General features: G+C 62.8%; 24 protein-coding genes. 13 read left to right on the top strand and 11 right to left on the bottom strand.

The features are described 5' to 3' along the window. Positions 1-52: 52 nt before the first annotated feature. Positions 53-1,579 carry a glycerol-3-phosphate dehydrogenase gene (glpD, locus tag P9255_RS00205; RefSeq protein WP_309789009.1) on the top strand — a complete coding sequence of 509 codons (1,527 nt, stop codon included), beginning with the start codon at positions 53-55 and terminating at the stop codon, positions 1,577-1,579. 5 nt (positions 1,580-1,584) lie between these two features. On the opposite strand, the gene P9255_RS00200 is transcribed toward glpD, so the two are convergent. Continuing rightward, positions 1,585-2,046 carry a hypothetical protein gene (locus P9255_RS00200; RefSeq protein WP_309768842.1) on the bottom strand — a complete coding sequence of 154 codons (462 nt, stop codon included), beginning with the start codon at positions 2,044-2,046 and terminating at the stop codon, positions 1,585-1,587. A gap of 154 nt (positions 2,047-2,200) precedes the next feature. On the opposite strand from P9255_RS00200, the gene P9255_RS00195 reads away from it, so the two are divergent. The 3 genes from P9255_RS00195 (at position 2,201) to P9255_RS00185 (ending at position 4,202) form a co-directional block, all read left to right on the top strand. Continuing rightward, complete coding sequence (locus tag P9255_RS00195; protein WP_309768841.1) at positions 2,201-2,707, top strand: ferritin-like domain-containing protein; 507 nt, start codon at positions 2,201-2,203, stop codon at positions 2,705-2,707. 271 nt (positions 2,708-2,978) lie between these two features. Further along, a complete protein-coding gene (locus P9255_RS00190; RefSeq protein WP_309789008.1) occupies positions 2,979-3,860 on the top strand; it encodes a manganese catalase family protein in 882 nt (293 codons plus the stop codon). A gap of 87 nt (positions 3,861-3,947) precedes the next feature. Continuing rightward, positions 3,948-4,202 (top strand): DUF378 domain-containing protein, encoded by a 255-nt coding sequence (locus P9255_RS00185; protein ID WP_309789007.1) that lies wholly within the window; start codon positions 3,948-3,950, stop codon positions 4,200-4,202. A gap of 55 nt (positions 4,203-4,257) precedes the next feature. Here the strand turns inward: P9255_RS00185 and P9255_RS00180 are convergent, their stop codons facing one another. Then, entirely contained in the window at positions 4,258-5,487 is a 1,230-nt protein-coding gene (locus tag P9255_RS00180) for a phosphatidylserine decarboxylase family protein (protein WP_309789006.1), read from the bottom strand. 143 nt (positions 5,488-5,630) lie between these two features. On the opposite strand from P9255_RS00180, the gene P9255_RS00175 reads away from it, so the two are divergent. Together P9255_RS00175 and P9255_RS00170 are read left to right on the top strand one after the other, a co-directional pair. Beyond that, positions 5,631-6,257, top strand: coding sequence for a hypothetical protein (locus P9255_RS00175; RefSeq protein ID WP_309768838.1), 627 nt, complete (start codon positions 5,631-5,633; stop codon positions 6,255-6,257). A 53-nt stretch (positions 6,258-6,310) separates the two neighbouring features. Continuing rightward, positions 6,311-6,895, top strand: coding sequence for a hemerythrin domain-containing protein (locus P9255_RS00170; protein ID WP_309768943.1), 585 nt, complete (start codon positions 6,311-6,313; stop codon positions 6,893-6,895). Between the two features lie 30 nt (positions 6,896-6,925). On the opposite strand, the gene P9255_RS00165 is transcribed toward P9255_RS00170, so the two are convergent. The 4 genes from P9255_RS00165 to P9255_RS00150 form a co-directional block, all read right to left on the bottom strand. After that, positions 6,926-9,244: an FdhF/YdeP family oxidoreductase gene (locus P9255_RS00165; protein WP_309768837.1), complete on the bottom strand. Its 2,319-nt coding sequence runs from the start codon at positions 9,242-9,244 to the stop codon at positions 6,926-6,928. A 135-nt stretch (positions 9,245-9,379) separates the two neighbouring features. Continuing rightward, a complete protein-coding gene (locus P9255_RS00160) occupies positions 9,380-9,877 on the bottom strand; it encodes a ferritin-like domain-containing protein (protein WP_309768836.1) in 498 nt (165 codons plus the stop codon). A gap of 82 nt (positions 9,878-9,959) precedes the next feature. Then, the gene (nadE, locus tag P9255_RS00155; RefSeq protein ID WP_309768835.1) at positions 9,960-10,805 is read right to left on the bottom strand and encodes an ammonia-dependent NAD(+) synthetase; all 846 of its coding nucleotides are present in this window, start codon (positions 10,803-10,805) and stop codon (positions 9,960-9,962) included. A gap of 35 nt (positions 10,806-10,840) precedes the next feature. Continuing rightward, positions 10,841-11,341: a CinA family protein gene (locus tag P9255_RS00150; RefSeq protein ID WP_309768834.1), complete on the bottom strand. Its 501-nt coding sequence runs from the start codon at positions 11,339-11,341 to the stop codon at positions 10,841-10,843. A gap of 169 nt (positions 11,342-11,510) precedes the next feature. Here P9255_RS00150 and coxB point away from each other — a divergent pair, with 169 nt between their 5' ends. Genes coxB through P9255_RS00120 form a run of 6 tightly spaced genes read left to right on the top strand, consistent with a single transcriptional unit; the run spans position 11,511 to position 17,656 of the window. Continuing rightward, positions 11,511-12,482 carry a cytochrome c oxidase subunit II gene (gene coxB, locus P9255_RS00145; RefSeq protein WP_309768833.1) on the top strand — a complete coding sequence of 324 codons (972 nt, stop codon included), beginning with the start codon at positions 11,511-11,513 and terminating at the stop codon, positions 12,480-12,482. Beyond that, positions 12,479-14,443: a cytochrome c oxidase subunit I gene (gene ctaD / locus P9255_RS00140; RefSeq protein WP_309789005.1), complete on the top strand. Its 1,965-nt coding sequence runs from the start codon at positions 12,479-12,481 to the stop codon at positions 14,441-14,443. Before coxB ends, ctaD begins: the two co-directional genes overlap by 4 nt. Then, on the top strand, positions 14,440-15,090 hold the full coding sequence (locus P9255_RS00135; protein ID WP_309768831.1) for a cytochrome c oxidase subunit 3: 651 nt from the start codon (positions 14,440-14,442) through the stop codon (positions 15,088-15,090). Before ctaD ends, P9255_RS00135 begins: the two co-directional genes overlap by 4 nt. A gap of 13 nt (positions 15,091-15,103) precedes the next feature. Beyond that, complete coding sequence (locus P9255_RS00130; protein WP_309768830.1) at positions 15,104-15,430, top strand: hypothetical protein; 327 nt, start codon at positions 15,104-15,106, stop codon at positions 15,428-15,430. Next, complete coding sequence (locus P9255_RS00125; RefSeq protein WP_404980220.1) at positions 15,409-16,359, top strand: cytochrome c oxidase assembly protein; 951 nt, start codon at positions 15,409-15,411, stop codon at positions 16,357-16,359. The genes P9255_RS00130 and P9255_RS00125 overlap by 22 nt, the downstream gene beginning before the upstream one ends. Before the next feature lies 1 nt (position 16,360). Then, a complete protein-coding gene (locus tag P9255_RS00120) occupies positions 16,361-17,656 on the top strand; it encodes a cytochrome c (RefSeq protein WP_309768828.1) in 1,296 nt (431 codons plus the stop codon). 19 nt (positions 17,657-17,675) lie between these two features. Here the strand turns inward: P9255_RS00120 and P9255_RS00115 are convergent, their stop codons facing one another. After that, positions 17,676-17,831: a hypothetical protein gene (locus tag P9255_RS00115; protein ID WP_309768951.1), complete on the bottom strand. Its 156-nt coding sequence runs from the start codon at positions 17,829-17,831 to the stop codon at positions 17,676-17,678. An 11-nt stretch (positions 17,832-17,842) separates the two neighbouring features. On the opposite strand from P9255_RS00115, the gene P9255_RS00110 reads away from it, so the two are divergent. Beyond that, entirely contained in the window at positions 17,843-17,953 is a 111-nt protein-coding gene (locus tag P9255_RS00110) for a SymE family type I addiction module toxin (RefSeq protein WP_404980237.1), read from the top strand. 31 nt (positions 17,954-17,984) lie between these two features. On the opposite strand, the gene P9255_RS00105 is transcribed toward P9255_RS00110, so the two are convergent. From P9255_RS00105 to P9255_RS00090, 4 genes are read right to left on the bottom strand one after another with little or no spacing between them, the layout of a single operon-like run. Beyond that, a complete protein-coding gene (locus P9255_RS00105) occupies positions 17,985-18,344 on the bottom strand; it encodes an Imm44 family immunity protein (protein ID WP_309768827.1) in 360 nt (119 codons plus the stop codon). A 13-nt stretch (positions 18,345-18,357) separates the two neighbouring features. Then, positions 18,358-22,701: a DUF6531 domain-containing protein gene (locus P9255_RS00100; RefSeq protein WP_309789004.1), complete on the bottom strand. Its 4,344-nt coding sequence runs from the start codon at positions 22,699-22,701 to the stop codon at positions 18,358-18,360. Further along, the gene (locus P9255_RS00095; RefSeq protein WP_309789003.1) at positions 22,701-24,047 is read right to left on the bottom strand and encodes a hypothetical protein; all 1,347 of its coding nucleotides are present in this window, start codon (positions 24,045-24,047) and stop codon (positions 22,701-22,703) included. Before P9255_RS00095 ends, P9255_RS00100 begins: the two co-directional genes overlap by 1 nt. 9 nt (positions 24,048-24,056) lie before the next feature. Then, positions 24,057-26,321, bottom strand: coding sequence for a type VI secretion system tip protein TssI/VgrG (locus tag P9255_RS00090; RefSeq protein ID WP_309768824.1), 2,265 nt, complete (start codon positions 26,319-26,321; stop codon positions 24,057-24,059). Positions 26,322-26,368: the final 47 nt, after the last annotated feature.

Genomic DNA, 26,368 nt, shown 5'->3' with positions numbered 1-26,368 from the left:
ACGTGCAGTCCGGCCTATAACGCAGTCAAGACTGGGGAAAACGGGGGAACGCATGGCTGAACGGGGCGCACACGTCGATTTCGACGTTCTCGTAGTGGGCGGCGGCATCAACGGTGCGGGCATCGCGCGAGACCTGTCGGGGCGCGGCGTGCGCGTGATGCTGGTCGAACGGGACGATCTCGCGCAGCACACGTCATCGGCGAGCACGAAACTCATACACGGCGGGTTGCGGTACCTGGAATACGGCGAGTTCGGCCTCGTCCGCAAGGCGCTTCGAGAGCGTGAAGTGCTGCTGTCCGTCGCGCCTCATCTCATCGCGCCGCTGCGTTTCGTCATGCCGCATGTGCCTGCGCTGCGTCCCGCATGGATGATTCGCGCGGGCCTTTTTCTCTACGATCATCTGAGCCGCCGCGCCGTGCTCGAAGGTTCGCGCAGCGTGAATTTGCGTCGCCATGTCGCGGGCGCGCCGCTCGTCGATTCGATCACGCGCGGCTTCATTTATTCCGATGCCGCCGTCAACGACGCGCGTCTCGTCGTGCTCAACGCGCTCGGCGCGCACGAACGCGGTGCGCGGATCGCAACGCGCACGCGCTTCGTTTCGGCATCGCGCGGTGAGGACGAGTGGCGCGTGCTGATCGCCGATGCGGCCGGGCATCAGCGGGAAATCAGCGCGCGCGCGCTCGTCAATGCGGCGGGGCCGTGGGTCAATGCGCTGGCCGCCGGAGACAACGGCACGCGGGCGATGCGGCTCGTGAAGGGCAGTCATATCGTCACGCGCAAGCTGTTCGATCACGATCACGCGTACATTCTTCAGAACGACGACCGCCGCATCATCTTCGCGATTCCGTGGCAACGCGGCTACACGCTGATCGGCACGACGGATGTCGATTACGAAGGGCCGCTCGCGGACGTACGCATCGCGCCGGAAGAGATCGATTATCTTTGCGCGGCGGTGAATCGCTATTTTCGGAAGCCGGTGGCGGCGAGCGATGTCGTGTGGTCTTACGCCGGCGTGCGACCTCTGCTTGCGGACGGCGCGGACAATGCGGCATCGGCCACGCGCGATTACGAGCTTCAGCTCGATACGACGCGCGCACCGCTGCTCACGATTTTCGGCGGCAAGATCACGACGTATCGGCGGCTCGCGGAAGAAGCGGTCGAGCAGCTTGCAGGACCGCTTGCGATCACCGTCCCCGCATGGACACATGCCGCGCCGCTACCCGGCGGCGAGATGCCCGATGCCGATTTCGCGCGCTTCCTGCACGGCTTCGAACAGCGATATCCGTTCTTGCCGCGCGAGCTGGCAACGCGTTACGCACGCGCCTACGGCACTCGCGCCGATGTCATGCTCGACGGTATCGGCTCGATGCAGGCGCTCGGCGCGCGGCTGGCGCCCGACTTATACGAAGCGGAAGCGCGCTATCTCGTCGACCACGAGTGGGCACACACCGCCGACGATATTCTCTGGCGTCGCACGAAGCTCGGGCTCGAAGCGAGCGCAGCCGACATCGGGACGCTCGAAGCATGGCTGTCCGCTCGCCGGCGCGGTCATGCGCCTTTCGCGCCGCTGTCCGCGTAGACCTGTTAGCGCGAAGTTTCGGTACGCAACAGGCCGGCCACTGCGAAGCCTGCTGCCAGCGCAAGGTAAGTCATCGCGAGCGACTGCTTCGACAAGTGCGCTTCGAAGCCCGGCGTGAGACGCTTCGGCACGACGTGATAATCGACGACATAGGCCACCGCCGCTGTCGTCGCGGCAGCGGCGACGACCTTGTCCGCACGCGCACGCCGCCCGCACAGCGCTTCGAACAACACGCCCCAGAATACGGCGCTGCCCATGTGGATGCCCGCGCCCGTCGCCGTGTATTTCGCGCTCAGGTCCTCTTCGCGCGGCGCGGTGTCGGGCCACAGGCAGTGCGCGACCGCGTTGATCGCCGCATAAGGACGACGGCCCGACGCCGATGCGCCCGCCCCTGCCGCCGCCGCCGAGAAAAGCCCCGCCATGCCGCCGGAACAGATGGCGCGCATCAATGCACTGTTCGATTTCATCTTCGTGCCTCCTTTGCCTCATCTCCGCCAGCAAGCGCTATTCCGCATTTAGTACGGAATGCGACGCTTCTTCGGACGACGCTCGCGGCACGAGTATTGCGAAATGAGAACTACGCGCGTCTCTTCGCGCTTCACCCCTCGTCAGGAGCACATCATGACCGACCCTGCTGAACACCTTCTCGACTGGCTGCGCGACGCTCACGCGATGGAGCAGCAAGCGGAGCAGATGCTTCGCGCGCAGTCGGGCCGGCTGGAACACTACCCCGAACTCAAGGCACGCATCGACCAGCATCTGGAAGAAACGCTCGGCCAGCAGAAGATCGTCGCGGAATGCATCGAACGGCTCGGCGGCTCGACGTCGATCGTGAAGGATCTCACTGCAAAGATGATGGCGTTCGGCCAGGCGGCCGGCGGCATGACGCAGACCGACGAAGTCGTGAAGGGCGCGAACATGAGCTACGTGTTCGAGAACCTCGAAATCGCGTCTTACACGGCGCTCATCGCTGCCGCCGAACGCTGCGGCGATACGCAGACCAAGGCCGCCTGCGAACGCATTCTGCCGCAGGAACACGCGATGGCACAGTGGCTGCTCGAGCATATCCCGCTCATCACCACGCAGTATCTCGAACGGTCTGCGGCGGGTCAGGAAGCAAAGAAGTAAGCGCACGTTGGCACGTGCGTTGCTGATAGAGAAACGCCTGCCCGTCCACGCTCCGAGGCAACGACGGGAAGGCTCCAGTCCACCGAGCGGCGCTGTCGGCCGCATCACGCCAGCGCGATCCGCATGCGCTGAGGCTCGCGGCAAAACCGGCGTGTGCCACGCATGTGCGAGGCACGCGCCGCTGCGAGCACCAAGAGATTGACTCAAGCCCCACTGTGAGCCTAACCGCCGCAATGGAAGCGTTCGTCCCTAAAAACAAGGAGCCGTTGATATGTTCGTACATAACAAACGCCTGCAATACACCGTCCGCGTGGCTGCACCGAACCCTGGCCTTGCCAATCTGATGCTGGAGCAATTCGGCGGTCCGCAAGGTGAGCTTGCCGCTGCGATGCGTTACTTCACGCAGGCAGTCACCGAAGACGATGCAGGCCGCAAGGACTTGCTGTTTGATATCGCCACCGAAGAACTGAGCCACCTGGAAGTCATCGGCAGCATTGTCGCGATGCTGAACAAGGGGGCGAAGGGCACGCTGGCGGAAGCCGTCGAAGAAGAGGCGGAGCTGTATCGCACGATCACCAACAACGGCAACGACTCGCACACGACGTCCATCCTGTACGGCGCGGGCGCACCGCTCACGAATTCCGCGGGCGTGCCGTGGACCGCTGCGTACATCGACACCATCGGCGATCCGACAGCCGACCTGCGTTCGAACATCGCGGCCGAGTCGCGGGCGAAGATCGTCTACGAACGTCTCATCAACGTGACCGACGACCCCGGCATCAAGGATGCGCTCGGCTTCCTGATGACGCGCGAAATCGCGCATCAGAAGTCGTTCGAAAAGGCGTTGCACTCGATTCAGCCGAACTTCCCGCAGGGCAAGCTGCCGGGCAAGCCGGAATTTACGAGCGTGTACTTCAACATGTCGAAGGGCGAAGACATGCGCGGCCCGTGGAACGAGGGCGGCGACTGGGAGTTCGTCGCGGACCCGCAGCCGGCAGTCAACGGCGGCGACGGCACCGCGAGCGTCCAGGTGACGCAGACCGAAGTCGAAGCGCTTCAGGCGCTGGCGACGCGCACCGCATCCGACCCGACGGCCGATCCGACCACGGGAGCCGATCTCGGCTCGGGCCAGGCGGTGACTCAGCCGAAGTAAGGTAGTCGTTCGAAGGTCGATGCTGCTTCAACAAGCGGCATCGGCCATGTGGAAGCTGTTCAACAATCGTCTATACGGAGTTTAGTCATGCCAACTGTTTCATCGAATGGGACCGTCGCGGTTCGCCGCAGCCCGGTCAACTGGATCGCCGGTGCGCTCGTCATCATCGGCGCGCTGAACTGGGGCCTCGTGGGTCTCCTGAACTTCGATCTCGTCGCCGCCATTTTCGGCGCGGGATCGCCGGGAGCGCGTATCGTTTATATCCTCGTTGGACTCGCAGGCATCTACTCACTCGTCCGGGCGTTCATGCCGGCGCGCGAGCATGGTCTTGCCCATCGCTGATGGCGGCGCCGCGCGTTTTACTTGCTTCGAAAAAAACGCGCGGCGCTCGACTTCTTCAGCGCGCCGTCGCCAGATGCGCGTTGACCTTCACCGGTGATTCGTCCTTGCTGAACGGCGGCTGCACGACGAAGCTGTCGATCACGCCGGGCCTGAAAATAAGGCACATGGATGAACCGCCGTACTGGAAGTAACCCAGCTCATCCCCCTTCCGCACGCGTTGTCCCGGCAGCGCCTCGATCATGCATGACGACACTTCCGCCATGCCGATGAACACGCACCCCACTTCGCCGATGGCCGGATCGTCGCACTGGATGACGATGACCGCACGCGCCGCGACCGCGCTGATATAGCCTTGCGAATCGTTGAGGCCGCCGGGGTCTTCGCCTTCCGATTCCGCGTCCGAGTAATACGTGCCATCCACCAGATACGCTTTTACGACGGTCCCGCTGACCGGCGCGTGCCAGCGATGGTAGTAGAACGCGCTCAAGAACGCCTGGTAGATGGAGCCGCCGACGAAACGTTCCGCGAGCGCCGTTTCCTTCGCCGTGAAAATCTCCTTCAGCGAATACGGCTGCGACTTGATCCAGAATTCGTCTTTGAGCTTCACATCGTGCTTGATGTTATACGGCGAGGCCTCGCAGGCACTGACGATGATCTTGTCGTTCGCCGGCTGCGCGACGGGCCGCGCTCCCGGCCTGAACTCGCGCGTGAAGAAGTGATTCCACGAAGAGAAGCCCCAGTACGGCTTCTCCGGATCGCATAGAAACTGCGACAAGCCGATCTTGCTGTCCGCTTCCGGACTGAACCAGCCGTTCGGCGCGTCCGTGTTCAGATGCACGCGCGAATACGGACCGCTCAGATAGCCGGACCACACGTTCAGCACGCGCTTCATGTGCCTGTTGAACGCGGGATCGCGAAAGAGCGCATAGCCCGATGGCATGACCATCGGCCAGTCGAGTATCGCGTTGACGGGACAGTGGATGAGGCTCGACTCGCTGAACGGCGGCGCGTAGGTGAGGATTGCATCGAGCATTTGCAGGCATTCGTCGATATTCGCGTAACCCAGCTCGAACCCTTCTGCGAGCGCTTCATCGATCGCGCGCGCGAAGTTCATGCGGATCACCGGATCTTCGCGTATGAACGATGCGAACTCGTCGATGACGCTGCTCGTCATGGCCGTCGCGGCGCGCTCCCTGGCTTGAGCGGCAAACTGCTTCCGGAACTGCGCAACCTGCTCTTCCTTCTCCGGAAGCCAGCCGCCGAGTCGCTGCCTTTGTGTTGCCATCGTGTATTGCCTCCATGAATGCATCGGGTCGATCCGGCCCGGCAAGCAGGACGCATACCTTGCCGCGCATTCCCCAGCACGAAGCGGAACGCCCTTTGCTTTGGATGATCACGTCTCCGCCTTCCCCGCAAAGAGGTGAATCCATGAGCGACGCCCCGTATCCGTTTCCGAAGTCCCGGCCCAAAGAGCGCACCACACAACGCACCGCACAAAGCACGTCGCGCAGCAAACCGGCGTCGATCGCGCGCGGGCTCGGCTGGTTCAGTCTCGCCCTCGGCGCTGCGCAATTGCTCGCGCCGAACGCCGTTGCACGCGCGGCCGGCGTGCGCACGAACTCCGCGCTCATGCGTCTTTACGGACTGCGGGAAATTGCGTGCGGCGTCGGCATTCTGATGTCGCGCAATCCTGCGCCTTATCTGTGGGCGCGCGTCGGCGGCGATGTGCTCGATCTCGCCACGCTCGCTGCCGCATCCGACATGAGACGCGATGACAGCCGCACGCATGCGCTCGGCGCGATCGTCAATGTCGCGGGCATCGCGGCGCTCGACGTGCACACGGCGTTGTCGCTATCGAACGCCGACGACGAAGAGTCGCACGTCCGTACGCAACGCTATGTCTCGATGTATCGGAACCGCAGCGGCTTTCCGCGCGCGCCGGACGCGATGCGCGGCGAAGCGTTGCGCACCTTCGAAACGCCGCGCGACATGCGCGCGCCGGATGCGCTGTTGCCCTACACGCATCCGCAGTTCAAGGAAGCCCAGGGCGCCTGACGTTCATAAGAATCGATACATCCCCACTACCGAGCGAAGGAGTCACCGTGGATATGCAATCCGTCTCGCCCTCCATCACGACGATGATCCGCATGGATCACACGCACGTCATGGCCGCCTTTCATCGTTATCATGCGGATAGTCCGTGGTGGAGAAAGCGCGCCATCGTCGAACTTGCCTGCACGGCGCTGGAAATTCATGCGCAGCTCGAAGAAGAGATCTTCTATCCCGCACTGGCCGAAGCCTTGCCCGGCGACGACACCCTCGCGAAGAGCAAGCCCGAGCACGACAAGATGCGCGAGGACATCGCGAAGCTGCGAGCGATGGGCCCCGACGACGCCGCGTACGACGCACGCTTCATGCAACTCATGCGCGAAACGATTCATCATGTCGCGGACGAAGAGACCGTGCTCCTGCCGACCGCCGAACGCGCACTGGCATCGCGGCTTTCCGAGCTCGGGGCGCGCATGACGATGCGAAGGATGCAGCTCGTCGGGCAGAAGCGGCCTGCGGCGATCGCGGCGAACACGATGGGCACGTTCCCGCTCGCATCGCTCGCGGTGATGTCGCTCGGCGCGCTTGCCATCGCGCATTGCCTCAAGCCTTCGGCATCGCGGCGCATGAAGCATTACGCGTAAAGCGTCACGCCCCACGACGCCGCGCCTGCGTCATGCCGCGCGCGGCGTCCCGTTCACTTCGACGATATGCACCGGAATGGACTTCGCCGCCGGCACCTTGCTTTCCTTCGCGTGGTGCCATAGCGGCAGAAGCGGATTGCATTCCGGGTAATAGCCGCCGATGCAGCCGGCCGGTATGTCATACGGCTGGATGCGCAAGCCCGCGACGCGGCGCTCGAACCCGTCATCGGCGATGGTCTGCAAGGTCACGCGATCATCCTTCCTGAGACCGTGGCTTTGCATGTCGGCTTCGGACATCAGAAGCACCATGCGGTCGTTGCTGATGCCGCGAAAGCGGTCGTCGAGGTTATAGATCGTCGTGTTGAACTGACTGTCGCTGCGAAGCGTCATGAGCCGCAGCGCCTGCTCATCGCGCTCGGGCATGTCCGGATCTTCGCCGATGGATTCCGGCACGAAGAACTCCGCCTTGCCGCTCTTCGTCTTCCACTTGCGCTCGCGCGCGGGCAGATCGCGGGGAAAGCCGCCGGGCGTCCACATGCGTTCGTTGAATTCGTGGAACGTCTCCGGATAGGTCTTCGCGATCTCGTCGCGCACGAGCGCATAGTCGCCGACCCAGCGATCCCAGTCAACGGTTGAGCGCTCGCCGAGCGTGTGCTTCGCCAGCCCCGCGACGATATACGGCTCGGAACGCACATCCGCCGATGCCGGCTCGGCCATGCCGCGCGAACCGTGAATGCAGCCCGTGCTGTCTTCCATCGACACCGCCTGCGCGCCGCTTGCCTGCGTATCGATTTCAATGCGGCTCAGGCACGGCAGGATATACGACTTCTTTCCGTGCACGAGATGACTGCGGTTGAGCTTCGTCGCGACGTTCACGGTGAGCTTCAGATCGCGCCACGCCGGCTCGATGCGCAGGCGGTCCGGCACCGAGCGCACCAGATTGCCGCCGAGGTTGATGACCGCGTTCACCTTGCCGTCGAGCATCGCCTCGAATGCCTCGACGATATTCATGCCCTTCTCGCGCGGCGGTTCGAAACTGAACTGGCTCGCGAGCTTGTCGAGCGGCGCGAGCTCCGGTTTCTCGGTGATGCCGACGGTGCGTTGTCCCTGCACGTTCGAATGACCGCGCACCGGCGACGGCCCCCCGCCCGGCTTGCCCACATTGCCGCGCAAGAAGAGCAGATTGCACAGCATGCGCACGTTCTGCACGCCTTCCCGGTGCTGCGTGATGCCCATGCCGTAATGCGCGATGACGGCGTTAGCACGCATGTATTCGTCGGCGGCGGCTTCGAGGTCGGCGCGAGAGAGGCCGGACAAGCGCTCGATGTCGTCCCACGATGCGGCGCGCACATAGTCGGCGAACGCTTCGAAGCCCACGGTATGTTCTTCGATGAACGCGACATCGAGAATGCGCGGCTCGCCGCTCGCTTTCGCGCGGTCGTCCGCATGAATGACGGACTTGCAGATGCCGAGCAGCGCCGCCGTATCCCCGCCCGCCTTCACCTGATGATATTGCGTGCTGATGACCGTATGCGCGGGCGTCATCATTTCCACGGGCGACTGCGGGTTCACGAACTGCAGCAAGCCCGGCTCGCGCAGCGGATTGAACGTGATGATCGGCACATCGCGCTTGCGGGCCTCCTGCAGTTGATGCAGCATCCGCGGGCTGTTGGTGCCGACGTTCTGCCCGAAGAAGAACATGAGATCGGTCTTCTCGAAGTCGTCGAGCGTGATGGTGCCGACGCCCACGCCGATCGCTGCCTTGAGCCCGACGCTCGTGCTCTCGTGGCACATGTTCGAGCTGTCGGGAAGATTGTTGGTGCCGTACATGCGCGCGAAGAGCTGGAACATGTAGGACGTTTCGAGCGATGCGCGTCCCGATGCATAGAACACGACGCTATTGGGATCGAAGCCGCGCAGCTCCCGGCCGATGTCCTCGAAGGCTTCTTCCCAGCTGACGCTCACGTACTTGTCGGTAGCCGGGTCATAGCGCAACGGCGCCGTGATGCGTCCTGCTTCTTCGAGGTCATGGTCGTGCCATGCGCGAAGTTGCGAGACCGTATGCAACTCGAAGAACTGCGGCGTCATGCGCTTCGCGGTCAGGTCCCAGGCGGTCGCCTTTGCCCCGCTTTCGCAGAACTCGAATACATGGGGATCGGCCGGCTTGGCCCACGAACAGCTCACGCACTGAAAGCCATCCGGCTTGTTCTGCTTGAGCAGTACGGTCGCGTCCTTGAGCGGGACTTTCTCTTGAGCAAGCACGCTCGCCACTGCCTTGAGCGAGCCCCAGCCGCCCGACGAAAAGGGATACGCCTCGCTCTTGCGGGCGCCATTGTCTGACTCGGCCATGTCATGCCTCGCGCGTTGTGGGTTATGTTTCTACACGCGAAAGCAAGGGATATTCCCTTTCTAACGGCCTTCGATCGTCCATAAAAAACGCGCCGGCGATGCGGCGCGTCGTTCGGCTATTCGACCATCGGGAGATCAGCCCGCGGTCTTGGTCTGTTCGGCGAGTTGCGCCTTTGCGAGTTCCGTGAGCTTTTCATCGGTGGACTTTTCTTCTTGCAGCGTTTCGAGCAGAAGGTTCATCGCCTCTTCCTGGCCGAGCTGCTTTGCGAGCGTGGCGAGCGTGCCGTACGTTGCGATCTCGTAGTGCTCGACCTTTTGCGCCGCGCCGATCAAGGCGGCATCGCGGATCGGGCCTTGTTCGAAATCCTCGATCTGCTCCTGGCCTTCCTCGACGAGCCCTTCCATCGCCACGCACTTGATGCGCTTGAGCTTGAAGCCGGTCAGCTCGACAACCTTGTCGATCCGTTCGATCTGACCATTCGTTTCTTCGAGATGCTGCTGGAACGCCTGCTTGAGCAGCTCGTTCGAGGTGGCGCGCGCAAGCTTCGGCAGCGCCTTCGTCAGTTGCTTCTCCGCGCTGTACACATCCGATAGCGAATGAATGAAGAGGTCCTGCAAAGTTTTCGATGCCATGTTGCCTCCATTGCAAAGTGAGTGGGTTCAGACAGGCTTGCAGCCATCGTGCGGCTTACGGTTCGCAATCAGCATTCCAGCGTCAGTCGCGCGGAAGCTCGACAGGTAATGCCCGCTTGTGACGCGTTGCCGTATAGAACCGGCGAATCGTCGTGAGCACTTCGGTGCTGACTTCCTTGCCTTCCAGAAAGTCGTCGATGTTTTCATACGAGATGCCGTAACTGTCCTCGTCCGGGCGCTGCGGCGTGAGCGTTTCGAGGTCCGCCGTCGGCACCTTCATCACGAGACGTTCCTCCGCGCCCATCGCCCGCGCGAGCGCCCGCACGCGGCGCTTCGTCAGGCCCGACAAAGGCAGGATGTCCGCGCCGCCATCGCCGTACTTCGTGAAGAAGCCCATCAGCGATTCGGCCGCGTGATCGGTGCCGATGACCACGCCGCGCCGTGCGCCCGCCATCGCGAATTGCGCGATCATCCGTTGGCGCGCCTTGATGTTGCCGAGCACGAAGTCTTCCTGGAAATCGTCGGTGTATTGCGCGCCGCCTGCCTTGAGCGCGGCGAGCATCTCGTCCGATGGACCTTTGACGTTGACGGTGAAGCTCTCGTCGGGACGGATGAACTGCAGCGCGAGCTGCGCGTCGTCTTCGTCGCGCTGCGTGCCGTACGGCAGCCGCACCGCGACGAAATGCGCCTCGTATCCATCGGCGCGCAGGCGCTCGACGCTCAGTTGCGCAAGACGCCCCGCCGTCGACGAGTCCACCCCGCCGCTGATTCCGAGCACATAGGTGCGAAGCCCGCTCGACTTCAGGTAGTCCGCCAGAAAAGCGACGCGCCGCTCGAGTTCGCCGTCGGCATCGAACTGATCGCGCACGCCCAGTTCCTCGATGACCTGCCGCTGCCACTGCTGCAAATCGACGTCGTTGTCCTGCATGCTCGCCTCCCGTTGCGTTCGTTCAGTCTCTGGGTTCAGTGTCGCGGCAGACGGTCGTAGTAATGCTCGATGCGCGATAGCGCGTAATGCGCGGCGGCGCTTCGCACGTCGTTGCGGTCGCCGTCGAAAACCTTCGTCTCGCTGAAGGTCACGACTTGCCCGTCGCGCAGTTTGTACGACCATCCGAAGCACTGCGTGCCGGCTGGCGGACCGTCGCCCGGCGGCTCGTCCGCGACACCCGTATTCGATACGGAAACGTTCGCGCAGCACGCCTCCTGCCTGAGCGCACCTTCCGACATCTCGCGCGCGACTTCCTCGCTCGTCAGGCCGTACTGCTTCATGGTTTCTTCGCGCACGCCGAGAAAGCCCGCCTTGCCTGTCGGCGAATACGTCACGAAGCCCACATCGAGGCAGCTTCCGCTTCCCGGCACCGACGAAACCAGCGATGCGATATAGCCCGCCGTGCACGATTCGGCCGTCGCAAGCATCAAGCCACGGGAGCTGAGAAATGAAACGACTTGTCTGGCGATATCCATGCTGTTCGACCCCATTCACGTTGCTGGCGATGCGCTTGCAAGCCGCTTGCAAGCCAAACCGGTCGAGCAAGCCGCGCTCCACGGGCAGCCCGTCCATGGAATGTCTATTGCTCTACAGCCCTCGAACCGTCCCGCGAGGCTGGACGTACAACCAAAACGCGAATGTTTAATGAATACGGCAGCCATGCAGAGCGCGCTTAGTCCGGCGGGCATTCAGGCGAGCCGCGTGCTCGACCTTTGGCATCTCACGCTTACCGTCTGTTGCATCGTGTTCGCGGCGGTGCTCCTTGCCTGCATGATCGCGCTGATACGCGCGCCGCGCGGCACGCAGTCGACGCCGGCGGACCTGAGCGGCAACGAACGGCCCGAACGGGGAATCAGCCGGTCCGTGATCGCGGGGACGATCGTCTCGGCGGTCCTGCTCGTCGGCCTCGTCGTGGCGGATGTCGTCACGGATCGCGCGCTGTCGCGCCTGCCGGTCGATAACGCGCTGCATGTCGAAGTGACGGGGTATCAATGGTGGTGGCAGGCGCGTTATGCGCCCGAGGGCGGCGCCGAAGGATTCACCCTCGCGAACGAACTACACGTGCCGGTCGGAAGGCCGGTCGTGGTATCGCTCGTCGGCGGCGATGTCATTCATACATTCTGGGTACCTAATTTACACGGGAAGAAGGACATGATTCCCGGCCAGCCCACGACCATCGCGTTTCGTGCGGATCGCGCCGGGGCGTATCGCGGTCAATGCGCGGAATTCTGCGGCTACGAGCACGCGCTGATGGCCTTCTCGGTCATCGCCGATCCCCCCGCGCAATACGAAGCGTGGGCCGCGCGCCAGCGTCAGGCCGCGCCGGTGCCCCCCGATGCGCTCGCGCGTCACGGACGCGATGTCTTCCTGAACAACGACTGCGCCCGTTGCCATACGGTGCGCGGCACGCCTGCGAACGGCTCGCTCGGACCCGACCTCACGCATCTCGCGAGCCGGCAGACGATTGCCGCCGGCACGCTCGTCAACAATGCGAAGAACCTGTCCGCGTGGATCGTCGATCCCCCCGCGCACAAGCCCGGCGTCATGATGCCGGCAACGCGTCTTTCCCCTCCTGACCTTCAGGCTCTCGTCACCTGGCTAGGCACGCTGAAATGAGCGACAACGTATCTCCATCCGGCTACAGCGCATCCGATGCGAGCGGCTCGCGCCCCGTCGATGGCCCGCACGCGCCCGAGTCCGTGCGCCGCGCGCTCGCCGCGACATGGAGCGATCCGCCGGGCTTCGTCGGCGCGCTGAAGGCGATCAATCACAAGACGATCGCGCGGCGCTTCATCGTCACGACGTTCGTATTCTTCGTGCTGGCGGGCATCCTCGCGCTCGTGATGCGCATGCAGCTCGCGCGGCCCGATGCGCGGCTCATCGGCCCGAATCTGTATAACGAACTCTTCACGATGCACGGCACGACGATGATGTTCCTCTTCGCCGTGCCGGTGATGCAGGCGGTCGCCGCGTATCTCGTGCCGCTGATGATCGGCGCGCGCAGCATCGCGTTTCCGCGCATGAACGCGTATGCGTACTGGGTCTTTCTGTTCGGCGGCATCCTGCTGTTCGGGTCGCTCGTGCTCAACAGCGCGCCGGCCGCGGGCTGGTTCAGCTATGTGCCGCTCGCGGGCCCCGACTATGCGCCCGGCAAAGGCTCGGACATCTGGGCGCAGATGATCACGTTCACGGAGTTGTCGGGCCTGCTCGAAGCCATCGTCCTCATCACGACGATCTTCAAGATGCGCGCGCCCGGCATGTCGCTCAACCGCATGCCGCTTTTCGTCTGGGCGACGCTCGTCACGCAGTTCATGGTCATCTTCGCGATGCCGTCGGTCATGCTGTGCAGCACCGCGCTCATTCTCGACCGGCTCGTCGGCACGCACTTCTACAACCCGGCCAAAGGCGGCGACGTGCTGCTCTGGCAGCATCTCTTCTGGTTCTTCGGGCATCCCGAGGTCTATCTGATCTTCATTCCCCCGCTCGGCTTCATCTCGTCGATCATTCCGACCTTCGCGCGGCGCCCCGTGTTCGGCTATCCCGCGATGGTCCTTGCGCTCATCGGCACCGCGTTCCTCGCGTTCGGCTTGTGGGTGCATCACATGTTCGCGACGAACATTCCCGAACTCGGCAAGAGCTTCTTCACGGCGGCGAGCCTGATGATCGCGATTCCATCGGGCCTGCAGATTTTCTGCTGGATCGGCACGCTATGGACGGGGCGGCTGAACCTGCGCACGCCGCTGCTGTTCGTGCTCGCCTTCTTCTTCATTCTCGTGATCGGCGGGATGACGGGCATCATGGTGGCATCGGTGCCGCTCGACCTGCAAGTGCACGATACGTACTTCGTCGTGGCGCACCTGCATTACGTGCTGATCGGCGGTGCGGTGTTTCCGCTCTTCGGCGCGTTCTTCTACTGGTTCCCGAAGTTCGCGGGCCGCATGCTCTCCGAGCGGCTCGGGCGCTGGCAGTTCTGGCTGTTCTTCATCGGCTTCAACGTCACTTTCTTTCCGATGCACCTGCTCGGCCTGCACGGCATGCCGCGCCGCGTATGGACGTATCCGGGCGGCATGGGCTGGGACGGCATGAACTTCGCAGCCACGGTCGGCGCATGGACCATCGCGGTCAGCGTGCTGCTGTTCATCGTCAATGTCGTGCTGACGCTTCGACGCGGCGAACAGGCGCCCGCCGATCCGTGGGGCGCGGGCACGCTCGAATGGAGCGTGCCGTCGCCGCCGCCGCCGCATAACTTCGATGCGGTGCCCGTCGTGCATGGCCGCGATCCGCTATGGGAGGCGGGCGCGCAACCGCGCTTCGTGGGCGGTCTTGCCGCCGACGCGCGCGAAGTGCTCGTGACGAGCGTGCTCGATGCGAAGCCGGATCATCGGCCGCTGTTTCCATCGCCTTCGATCTGGCCGTTCATCAGCGCGGTCGCGACGACGGTGCTCTTCATCTGGTCGATCTTCACGCCGTGGGCGGTCGTGTATGCCTCGCTGCCCGTCGCCGTGGCGATGATCCTCTGGTTCTGGCCGAAGCGCGCGAGCAACGCATTCGCGGCCGCACGGGAGCAGCGTCCATGAGCGCGACCGGCGATCTCAAGAGCCCGCACACGCGCCCCGACGATGCGCGGCCATCGGACTATCTGCTCGATGTTCGCGAGTTGCCGACCTTCGCGTTCGGGCATCGCAGCCTCATGTGGTGGGCGACGGGCGGGCTGATGCTCATCGAAGGCACGGTGTTCGCCATCGGCATGATGATGTACTTCTATCTGCGCACGCACGCTCCTGCGTGGCCGATGGCCGCCGAAGCGCCCGAACTGCGCTGGGGCACGCTGAACACGGTGATCCTGATGGCGAGCCTGCTGCCGAACCAGCTTGCGAAGCGCGCGGCGGAACGCAGCGATCGCGGCGCGGCGAAGCTGTGGATGACCGTCTGTCTCTTGATGTCTTTCGCGTTTCTCGTCGTGCGCGGCTTCGAATTCGCGACGCTCAACGTGAGCTGGTACGCGAACGCGTATGGATCGGTCGTGTGGCTGCTGCTCGGGTTGCACACGACACATCTGATCACCGACACCATCGATACCGCCGTGCTCACGGTGCTCCTCTTCACGGGACCGTTCGAGAGCAAGCGTTTCGTCGATGTCAGCGAGAACGCCATCTACTGGTACTTCGTCGTTCTGAGCTGGCTGCCGATTTATGGCGTCATCTACTGGGCACCGCGTTTCTAGCCTCTTCACGATCATGCTTACATGGCCTGCGCTTCTCTTCGCTCCGTCGCTGCTGCTCGGATTGCTGAGCGTGAACTACGCGCTCGTCGAGCCTTCGTGCCATCTGCAGAGCATGGCCCTGCTCAATGGCGTCAGTGCGTCGAGCCTGGCGATCAGCGTCGTCTGCACGGCGCTCGCATTCGCCCGTTGGCGCGCCGCGCGGCGGGAAGCCGATCCATCGGCGCCGGGTCTGACATCGCGACCGGGATTCATCGCCGCCGTCGCAACGGGCGTGGGCGCGCTTTCGTCTCTGGCCATCTTCGTCATCTCTCTACCGCAATGGCTGCTTTCCGCTTGCTGATTCTCCTTGCCGCCGTGCTGTTCGCCGATACGGCATCGGCGCATGTCGTCGCGCCCGCCGCGCGCGACGTGCAGACGTTCGGCTGGACGTTCGAACCGTGGGTCGTCGTGTGTCTTGCGCTGAGCATCGGGCTTTACGTCGCCGGCTATGCGCGATTGCGTCGTCGCGGATCGCGGGGACGCGCGGACCGTGCGATGCGGCTCGCCGCCTTCGTCGCGGGATGGGTGGCGCTCGTCATCGCGCTGGTGTCGCCGTTGCATGCGCTCAGCGAAGCGCTGTTTTCGGCGCATATGCTCCAGCACGAGATATTCATGCTGGTGGCCGCGCCGCTGCTCGTCATCGGCCGGCCCCTCGCGGTATGGATATGGGCGTTTCCACCGCGCGCGCGCGCACGCATCAGCGTGGCGACGCGCAGTGCGTGGATCGGATGGCCGTGGCGATGGCTGACCATGCCCGCCGTCGCCTGGGGCCTGCATGCCGCCGCGCTCTGGTGCTGGCACGCGCCGCGATTCTTCGAGGCCGCGCTTGCAAGCGAATGGATTCATACGTTCCAGCACACGAGTTTCCTTGGCAGCGCGCTGCTGTTCTGGTGGACCGTGTTCCGTCCCGCCGCCGCCGATGGATCGCGCGCCCACAGCGCGCACGCGATGCTGTCGCTCTTCACGACGATGGTCCACACCGGCGCGCTCGGTGCGTTGCTCACGCTGGCGCCGGCGGTGTGGTATCCGTCGTGCATCGAGAGCACGCTCGCGCTCGGCTTCGATCCGCTGCAGGACCAGCAACTGGGCGGACTCGTGATGTGGGTGCCGGGGGGTCTGGCGTATCTCGTCGGCGGGCTGCTGATCGGCGCACGATGGCTCGCGAGGCGTCCGGCGCGCGAGCTGACGAGCGTGGTGCGCACCGCCATGCCGGCGCACGAGGAGTCCTGACATGCGCTCGATATCACGACGCTGCCGCCGCATCATTTCGTTCGCGCTTCTATCGATATGCGCGCGCGCGGCGCTGGCTGCGCCGCCCGTTCCATCGGCCGATCTGATTGCGCGCGGCGGTTACGTCGCGAAACTCGGAGACTGCGCGGGTTGCCATACCGCGCCGAACAAGGGCGCGCCGTACGCGGGCGGTCTGGGCATGGCGTCCCCGTTCGGCACGATCGTCAGCAGCAACATCACGCCGGACCCGGAGACGGGGATCGGCAAGTACAGCTATGAAGACTTCGCGAAGGCGCTGCGCGAAGGCGTCGCGCCGGGCGGCAAGGGACTTTATCCGGCGATGCCTTATGCGTCCTTCGTGAAGATGACCGACGACGACATGCACGCGCTTTACGCTTACATGATGCATGGCGTGCCGCCGGTGCGTTATCGTCCGCCGCCGAACGACGTGCCCTTTCCGTTCAATCAGCGATGGGCGTTGCGCTTATGGCGCGCGGCGCTCGCACCGAAGGACGTCTATACGCCGCGTCCCGACCGCGACGCGATGTGGAATCGCGGCGCCTATCTCGTGCAGGGCCTCGGCCACTGCGGAGCATGTCATTCGCCGCGCGGGCCGGCGTTTCAGGAGCGTGGCTACGATGAATCGTCGAAGACGTATTTGTCGGGCGGCGTCAACGATAACTGGTACGCGCCGAATCTTCGCGGCGATCCGGGCTCGGGACTCGGGCGGATGTCGCGTGAAGATATCGCGACGCTGCTGAAGACGGGACAGGGCGGGGGGACGGCGGCGATCGGCAGCATGGTGCAGACGATCGAGGACAGCCTGCAGTATCTTCGCGACGACGATCTGCTCGCGATGGCGACGTATCTGAAGAGCTTGCCCGCGACGGGGGCGGCGGATGGCTCGTACGATCCGTCGAAGGCGAAGCCCGGTCAGCTCAAGACGCGCGCGCCCGACGTGCCGCCCGGTCAGGGCGCGGGCGTCTACGCGACGTTCTGCGCGCAGTGTCATCTGGACACGGGCGAAGGTGTGCCCAAGGTGTTTCCGAAGCTGGCGGGGAATCAGGCCGTCATCAGCGAAGATACGACTTCGCTGATTCGATTGCTGGTCGAAGGGGGGAATAGTCCCGCGACGAGGAACGGACCGCCGCGTCAGAACATGCCGGGTTTTGCGGGCAGGCTGTCGGATTTGCAGATCGCGCAAGTGCTTAGTTATATCCGCGGATCGTGGGGGAACGATGCTCGTCCCGTGACGACGAATGATGTCGCTTCGTTGCGGAGTAAGTTGCATAAGTGAGATGCAGCGGTTTGTAATATCAGGAATCCGGCAAATTGGGATTGAATATCTTTTGTCCCTTGCATGGTTCAAAATCGTTGAAATTAAGACCGGTACTTGAAGCGATGTGCAAGACGGCATCCTCGACCCGCGAGAACGAACGCATTTCCTCTACCAAGTACTCTTCGGCGTCCATGTTTCTTTCCAATACCGTGGATCAAGCTCGCCGGACGGTGGATTGAGCAGGCGGGATTCATGCCGGGGCAGCGTGTCAAGATCAATGTGGAACACGGAAGGCTGGTGATTACCGCTGAATAAAACAACGGGCCGCTTTCGCGGCCCTTAATTCTCAGCATTGTAAAATAGAATACAGCAAACTTCTGTCGTTGTCTGAGATTCCTAGTTTTTCCATCTTATCGACCGAACAACTTAAGGCAGATAGTAGCAGTCTTTGTCGCTCTACCAAGTCTCCATTCAGAAATCTTTCGTGATCGATCTTTAGTCTGAATTCAAGCACTTTTTTTTGAGAGTTCTTCTTTGCGATTTCGTTTGCCCAATCCTTATCGGACCGAATCATAGCTATGAACGCCCATTTTTCAAACGAATTTTGGAGCGAAAGACTAATAAGCCTTGAATTGATCTTATCCTCAACAATCTTTCGCGCCTCTCGAAAAGCATCAGCAACATCGGAGTCTGCTTCTGTCGCCATCCATAGTTTCATATCAGTAATCCGATTTGTTGAGTCGTGGTCTCGCTCCATGAATTCTTGTGTGTTCAAGAATCATCTCATGTTGCCAAGTATGCATTTCTCGCTTACTTCCCTTTTCCTCAAAAATCATATCGACATTATTCGCATCGAGATATTCTTGAGAATATCTCTTTTTACCGTTTGTTGTCTCTCCATATTTAGCAACCGACCCGTTGTCGCGATCTCTTAACGTATAACCTTGAGTCGGCTTATCGGTGTCAAGACTATTGCCATGCTTCGAAGGGCATTTTTTCCTCTTTCGTCCCGGCTTCTTCGCGAATTGACCGTTATTTTTATGTTTTTTCCAAAGACCGAGTGGATCAATCCAGTCCAGGATGTTGGGACCCAACTGATACGGATTCTCTCCACCTGCAAGGCCAATTGGGTCTTGCGAAACGAACAGACCGGTGCCTGGATCGAAGTACCGATGCCGGTTATAGTGCAGGTTCGATTCGGGATCGAAATACTGTCCCTGCAACCGCAACCCCTGCTCAACCGCCCCGACCTCGATCCGATCGACTCGCCCGGTCACACCATAATGCGCCTCCCAAACGACTGCTCCAGCGCCATCACGTAACCGCATCGGCGCGCCGTTCACATCGTTCTGATAGTAGTACAACCGGCTATCAGCCGCATCATCCGCAGCAGCCGCAACCTGCATCGTTAGCGGCTCGAAGCTATCCAGATGATACGCATAGAATCGCGCTTCATCCACTGCACCCGACGTCGCATCCCGCGCCCGCGCCTCGCCCGCCAGCGCATCCCCGTCCCACAGGAACCACGTCTGCGCCCCGCGCTGACTATGTGCATGCTCGCGTCCCGTGTACCGCACTTCGGCCGCCATCTTCGCGATACGCCGTCCCAGCGCATCGTATCGATACCGCCAGCACTCGTTGCGCGTGTTCTCGAAGCACGCCAGCCGCCCGAACGCATCCCACTCGAAGCGCTGCACGCCGTGCTCTGCATCCTGCCGCACAACCAGTTGCCCCGCCGCATCCAGCCGCCACTTCGCGCCATCCGCGTGATGGAGTTCGCGCGCACCATCGGCTCGCTCGTGCGTGCGGAACCGGTCGCCGTGGGCGTCATAAGCGAAGTGCCGCAAGCGCCCCGCCGGGTCGGTGTGCGCAATGATCCGCCCAAGCGGATCGTAGCGATACCGGTCCTCCCCGAGCCGGCTATCGCGCCGCACCGTCAAGTTCCCGCTCGCGTCGTAGTCGTAACCGGTGATCTCGTCGCGATGCCCCGCACGCTTCGTCGCGTGTTCCCTCAGACGGCCCGCGCGGTCGTATCGATATTGATGCCCGAAGTCGCTGTTAAAGCGCGTATCGGACAACCGCCCCGCCAGATCGCGCGTGAAGCGGATAGGCTCGTGGTCGTCCATCTGGACACTTTGCGGCTGCCCGAGCGCGTCGTACTCGTATTTGAGCGCCTGAGCGAAACGCGTGTCGCCAGTGGCGAGCCTGAGCGTGCGATCGTGCAGCTGCAACCGGCCCGCAGCGTCGTAGACATACTCGAGCACCGCCGTGGCTTCGTCCTGCTGCTGCGTCTCGCGCACCAGCCGTCCGTCGTCGTCGTAGCTGCGCTCCACGACGCTTTGTGCATTGCGCGCCTCGGTGAGCTGCCCGCGCCCGTTGTACCGATAGTGCTCCTGCGCTTCACCCGCGATGCGGCTCGTGATCCGGCCGAGCGGATCGCAGGTGATTGCCAGTGCGTGGCCGAGCGGGTCCATCGTCTGCGTGAGATGGCCCGCGCGGTTGTACGCATAGCGCCGCGATTGCCCGTCATAGCCGACTTCCTCGACGAGCCTCCCCGCCGCGTCGCGTCTCAACTTCCAGGTCTGCCCCAGCGGATTGGTAACGCCGGTCAGTTGTTCTTCGGTGTCGTAGTGATAACGCGTGACGCTGCCGTCGGCGTCGGTTCGGCTCGCCAGCTGGCCCTGTCCGTAGTAGCCAAACGTGGTGACATGACCCGCTTCGTCGGTGTACCGCGTCAGGTTGTCTTCGGCGTCATACTCGCAACGCACGAAGCGCTCCCCTGGCAAGGCGCACGCCACGAGCCGCCCTTTCGGGTCCCACGTATAAGTGGTCGCTTCTTCACCCGGCGATTCTCGACGCAGCAGATTACCGCGCGCGTCATGCCGGAAACGCGTCGCACGTCCGACCGGGTCGGTCAGCTCGGCGAGGTAGCCGAGCGGATCGTACGCGAGCGTTGTCACCTGCTGCGCGGCGTCCGTGACCTGAACCAACTGACCCTGTGAATCGTATGCGAACTGCGAAGCCGTGCCCGATGGCGTGATCTGCGCAATCAAATTGCCGCGCGCATCCCACTTCTGCTGCCATACGCCGCCTTCAGGATCGCTGATCGCAACCGGCCGGTGATCCGCGTCATACTGCGTGCGTACGGCCGTGTCATCGGGCAGGCGCTGCTCGATGAGGTTCGCGTGCTCGTCGTATTCCCAACTCGTCGTGTAGCCCGCCGGATCCGTCTCGGCGATGGTGCGCCCGGCACCGTCGTACCGATAGCTGCGCACGCCGCCCAACTGGTCCGTGCGGCTCACCGGCAATTGCTGCGCGTCGTACTGGAGCACCGAGACGCCGCCGAGCGAATCGACAATGCGCGTCTCGAGATACGTCAGGTCGTATTCGAAGCGATAGTCGTACAGGCCCCCGTCACCCCAGGCATGATCGACGCGCCACAGGCCGTCCGCGTGCTGCTGATGAGAGTAGTAGAACGACAGGCCGTTGCGGTCGGTATGGCGCACCATCAGATGCTCGCCACGATATTCGAACGTGTACGGCGCTTTCAGCGCGTCGTGCACGGCGATGAGGTCGCCGGTGCGGTTCTGCTCGTATCGCACGAGCGGATGCCGTTGGCCGCGCGCATCGACGAGCGTGAGTTCGCCAAGGCAGCCGCGCACGTCGCCCGCACCCGCGTGCAGCGCGCGACTGGTAGGCCGGCCGGCAGAGTGCTCGACAAAGCGCAGGACCGCACCGGCTTGCTCCGATCGCTCGACTCGCCACGCGTTGCCGTTGAGATCCGACAACTGCGTGAGCGGAAGATGCATACGCCGGCCGCTCCGCTTCGCCGGAACCTGTTCGCGCCAGTGCACAGGCAATGCAAAGGCGTATTCCAGACCGCCTCGCGTACGCACGGTCAGCGCGTCGCCCTCGATGTAGACCGCATGGCCATGCTGACGATCGTATCGGCGCGCGTCCCAGCCCGGTTGATCGGGCAGCATGTCGAACGCGGTGAAGTGGTCGGGGAAATAAACCGCTGCGCCGAACTGCGCCTGGTTCCCGGTGTCGTCGCGCACGAGTTCGAGGCGGACGTCGGCGGGACTCTGCCAGCCATGACCGAGCGCGCCCGCGTGAGGGTCGTGACTCGCGTAATAGCGATCCCACACGAGCGGCAGACGCCCTTCGATCGTGAAGTCGTTCTGCTGCACGACGACTTCGCCGGTGACGGAATTCACCGGCTCCGCGTCGAAAATGACGCACTTGATGAAACCCGACGGAAACTTCTCGAACAGCTTCTTCGCGAGCTTCGAGCCGCGGAACGCCTTGAACAGCCCCGCGGCGAACGCCATCATGTTCATGATCGGCGGGCCACCCACCAGCACCGGACGCCCTGCCGGAATCGGCAGCATCACCGCAGTCGGCAACGACATGCTCTTGCGGTCAGTGTGCGCGCTGTTGTGGTCCATCGGCACCATGCCGACGAACCAGCAGCTCAGCGCAGGCAGCGCGAGGAACGAGAGCGGATCGCCATTGGCCAGCACCGTCTTGCTGCCCATGAACGATTCCGAGTCCTGCGACGGGCCTTTCGCGTCCGCACCCGTGAACGTCCCGCCAAGCGGAAAGTGCAGGCCGGGGATGTGGTAGTTATGCGTGCCGGCTGTTGCGCGCATGAAGCCGTTGATCCAGATCGGCGCGCCGCCGCCGCCACGACCGACGTTTCCGCCCAGCGCATCGTTTATGCTGTTCTGGAGATTCGCGACGGTTTTGACGACGTCGTTGTCCATCACCTTGTCGACGGCGTCGTTCACCGCCGCAACGGTACCCATCGCCGACTTGACGACCCCGCTGTTCATCACCTCGGCGATCTGCGCCTCGTGCGATGCCACGAAGTCCGAGACCTGTTCCTCGATGAAGCTGAACACGATGCTGCCGATCATCGCCTCGAACGCCGCAATGTACTCCTGCACGTCAAACACGAACCCCACATGCGGATGCGGCATGATCGGAAACGGCGGCCCCGTCACCTGATGAACGTCGATCCCAACTACCGGCGTCAGATGGTTCACTGCGAGCAGAGCCATTACGCGCCCTCCTGTGCAGCGATGAAGAGTCGCGAAACCTGATCCGGCGCAAGCGGCTTGATCCCTTCGCGCCAGTTTTCACCGTAGAGCGACTTGAATTGGGGAACCACGTCATCGCGACGCTTGTGATGCTTGTCGAAGAAGCCTGTTTGTCCGAGCATCCACGCCGTAACCAGCTGGAGATTGCTGTTGGAGCGGATCGCAGGCTCCAGCCATTGGCCCGCAGCCAGCGCCTGCATCCCGGCTTCGAACGCCTGATCGGTGCGGCCGGTCTTCTCCAGACACCACGCCTGCATGCGGCGCGATTCGACGGTCAGAATTCCGTCCTGCTCGGCTGCGGCATACTGCGCCGCTTCGTCGTAACAACGCGCGGCGCTCTTGAAGTCCGATTGCATCAGGTGAACGCTGGCCTCACCGAAGAGACCGTTGACAACCAGCTTGTTCCCGCCGGGGTGGGCTGCGTCCAATGCCTGCCGCCCTGCTTGCGTTGCGGCCTGATAAGCGGCCAGCGCTTCATCATTCGATTTCCACTTCAAATACGCCGCGCCCGCGATCAGATGCACGACCGCACTTTGATCGGGCCATTGCTCACGCGACGTGATGGCGAGCGCGCGTTCACGCAGTCGCGCAAGGTGCTGCGGGTCATCGCGCGAAATCGACTCGGACAGCTCCACGAAAAGGCGGCGGAACTCTCCACCGGGGCCACGCTCACCGGACTGGGCGACGAGCTCGCGCGGGACCGCTTCCATGTAATAGCGGCCGCGAACGAGCTTTACCTGCGAGGGCCGGTTCTGGCGCAACGAAGCCAACGGGGCGGTCGCAACGCCGTATTGAACGAGGCGTAAGCGTTCGGATCTCCAGCGCCCCTTGTCGAAGGCGCCCAGGAGCTCATCGAGCCAGCGCTCGAACGCTTGCTCATTCTTGATTGACTGCGGACGGAGCACGAGCACCATGCCTGGAAACACGTCGGGATGATGCGCCATCAGACTGTCCAGCACATTCATGAGGTGATGTGTCTCGCTCTCGTTCGAGCGCGAGGGAATCGACCAATTTGCGACGATGCCATTCGCGGCCGATCCGTCCCGGGTCTTTTCGTAGTAATCCGAAATCTCGCGAACGAGCGAAAGCGGATATTGGCTCTCGGTCTCGAACGGCGATGTGAACTGCATGACCGCGCTGGACAGTCTCTTCTGGCTCTGGAAATATGCGTGGATCAGTTCGAGGTCCGGCTCGTTGGCGGACCAGTACAAGAGCCGCGCGGGTTTGTCCTGCGCGAACTGCAGCCAGTCCTGGTGCGCGTCCATGAGACGACGATCGACAGGATTCGTCGGTTGCCAGTTATTCATGACGCCGCCTTACGGATTCAACTTCAGGACCGAGCCCTGAACGGTATTGGTTTTCGTCGCCGAGCTCGTGACTGTGCCGCCATTGATCGCATGGCTGTCAGACCCGGTCGCGACGATCTTCTTGCCGGTGACCGAAATGTCCGTTCCGTTAATCTCGATCTTGCCGCTCGAATGCATGACGATTTTCGCCGCGCCGCACACGAACTCGATTTTGTCGCCCGCGTGAAGTGTGGCGTTCGTGCCGACGGTGACCGCCTGCTTCGTGCCGACGTTGACGACTTGCTGGCCGGTTACCGCCACGGTATGGTCCGCCAGAAGCGTCGATGTCTTCGCCTGCGTAACGGTTTCCGTGCTCGTGCCATTCACCGTCTCCTCGCGAAAGCCGGTCACGGTGAGCGTGTCATTGCCCCCGACGGTGCTCGTCCGATTGACGATGACGTCGTGCGTCTGATTTCCCTTGATGGTCGTCGACTGATCGACGCCTACGTTGAGCGTATCGTTCAGCGTTACCGAGCACGTGCGGTTCGCTTGCAGCGTGATGGTTTCATCACCCGTGACCGTCTCCGTGCGCGTGCCGCCCACGGTCGTGGTCTCGCTGCCTCCCACCGACTTGGTGCGATTCGCCGTGACCGAATGCGACTCGTTGTTCTTGACGGTCGTATTCATGTCCTTCTGAGCCTGCAGCCATACTTCCTCGGCGCCCTGCTTGTCCTCGAAGCGCAAGCCATTGGCGGTCTCTGCGCTACCTTTCATCGAGCGCGAGAGCATGCCGCTTTGCGTCGCGTTGCCGGGCAGATCCCACGGAGGCATCGTCTCGGCGTTATAGAGGCGTCCCACGACGATAGGACGGTCCGGATCGCCATTCTCGAAATCGACGATCACCTCGCTCCCCACGCGCGGAATGTTCACGCCTCCGTACCCGCCGCCGGCCCACGGATATGACACGCGCACCCAGCACGACGAGCTCTGATCCTTCACGCCCGAACGATCCCAATGGAAGCTCAGCTTCACGCGGCCGTACTGGTCGGTCCAGATTTCCTGGCCCGCCGGACCGGTGACGATGGCGGTCTGAGGACCGCTCGTGCGCGGCTTCGGATAATCCCCACGCGGCGGACGGAACACGGAGGTCGCAGGCTGCACGACGAACGACGACGCGAAGCGATACTCGCCCGAGCCGCTCGCCTCGCTGGCTTCCGATGCCGCAATCGCCGATGCGATCACCAGATACTCGCGATTGGCCGCTTCATGCGGAAAGCCTTCGAGGCGGAAGGTCGTGCCGCATACGATGTCCCGCACGTTGCCCGAACCATGTGCCCGCTCGCCTTGCGCGCGCTCCTCCTCCATCCGCAAACGGGCGAACTGCTCGCCTTGCGAGGGATCGGTGAAGTCGCCAGGCCACTCGTAGCGCTCAAGGTCGTTGTGCGCGGTGTCTTGCGGCAACTCGTTCTGAACGATTAGCGCCGCACTCGGTTTCTTGAAGTCGAAGTCATTCGTGGTCCATCGGCCGGACTGAAGACTTCCATCGAGATTGAATGCATCGATGTGCTCGCGATCCACTCGATGACCCGGCGGGAAATACCATAGCGTTTGATACGCAGCGCTTTCCACCGGCTTGTGTGCGCCGAGCTGATCGACCAGGATCATCCGGTGGAAACCCTTGCTGTGCTCGAAGAACCAGTAGATGCCGTGCTCGGCCATCAGGCGCTGAATGAAGCGAAAATCCGTTTCGCCGTACTGCACCTGATAATCCAGCACCGGATACGTTTCGCTCAGGCGCGTCTCATACGAGTACATGTAATTGCCGAGTACCGCCTCGACGATTTCAACGACCGTCTTACCCTGATAGATTTTGAAGTCCGAACGCTTCTCCGCGAGCGAGATCCACGGTTTGAGTACGAGCTGATAGTGACTCTGGCGGTCGGCCTGGCCTGCGTAATGCGCCTGCGTGACGATCCCGCTGATCTCGCGCGTGCCCGCGCCGATGTTGGTCGCGCCGCCCATGCCAACGAGCCCGGGCAGAAAGCTGCCCATGCCTTCCAGTTCGATGGTGATCGTCAGTTCCTTCCCGATCATCGACTTGAGATCCAGATTCGCGGCCGCCCGTTCAGGCATGGCGGATTCGAGCGGCGTGCGGCAGTCCAGCGTGTATTTGTAGATGCTCGACAGCGTTTCCCCGCCGCGCAGGGCGCTGAGCAGGAGAGAGGGTGTGCCATCGGGGCCCGTCGGAAGCGCGGCGCCGCTGATGGTCACAGTACGGGTTTTAGAAGTCAGCACTTCAGTAGATTCTCCAGTTACGTGCTTCGGATTCCAGAATTTATGCG

The organism is Caballeronia sp. LZ019 (assembly GCF_031450825.1).
Taxonomy (GTDB): Bacteria; Pseudomonadota; Gammaproteobacteria; order Burkholderiales; family Burkholderiaceae; genus Caballeronia.
This window is presented reverse-complemented; position numbering and strand designations above follow the sequence as displayed.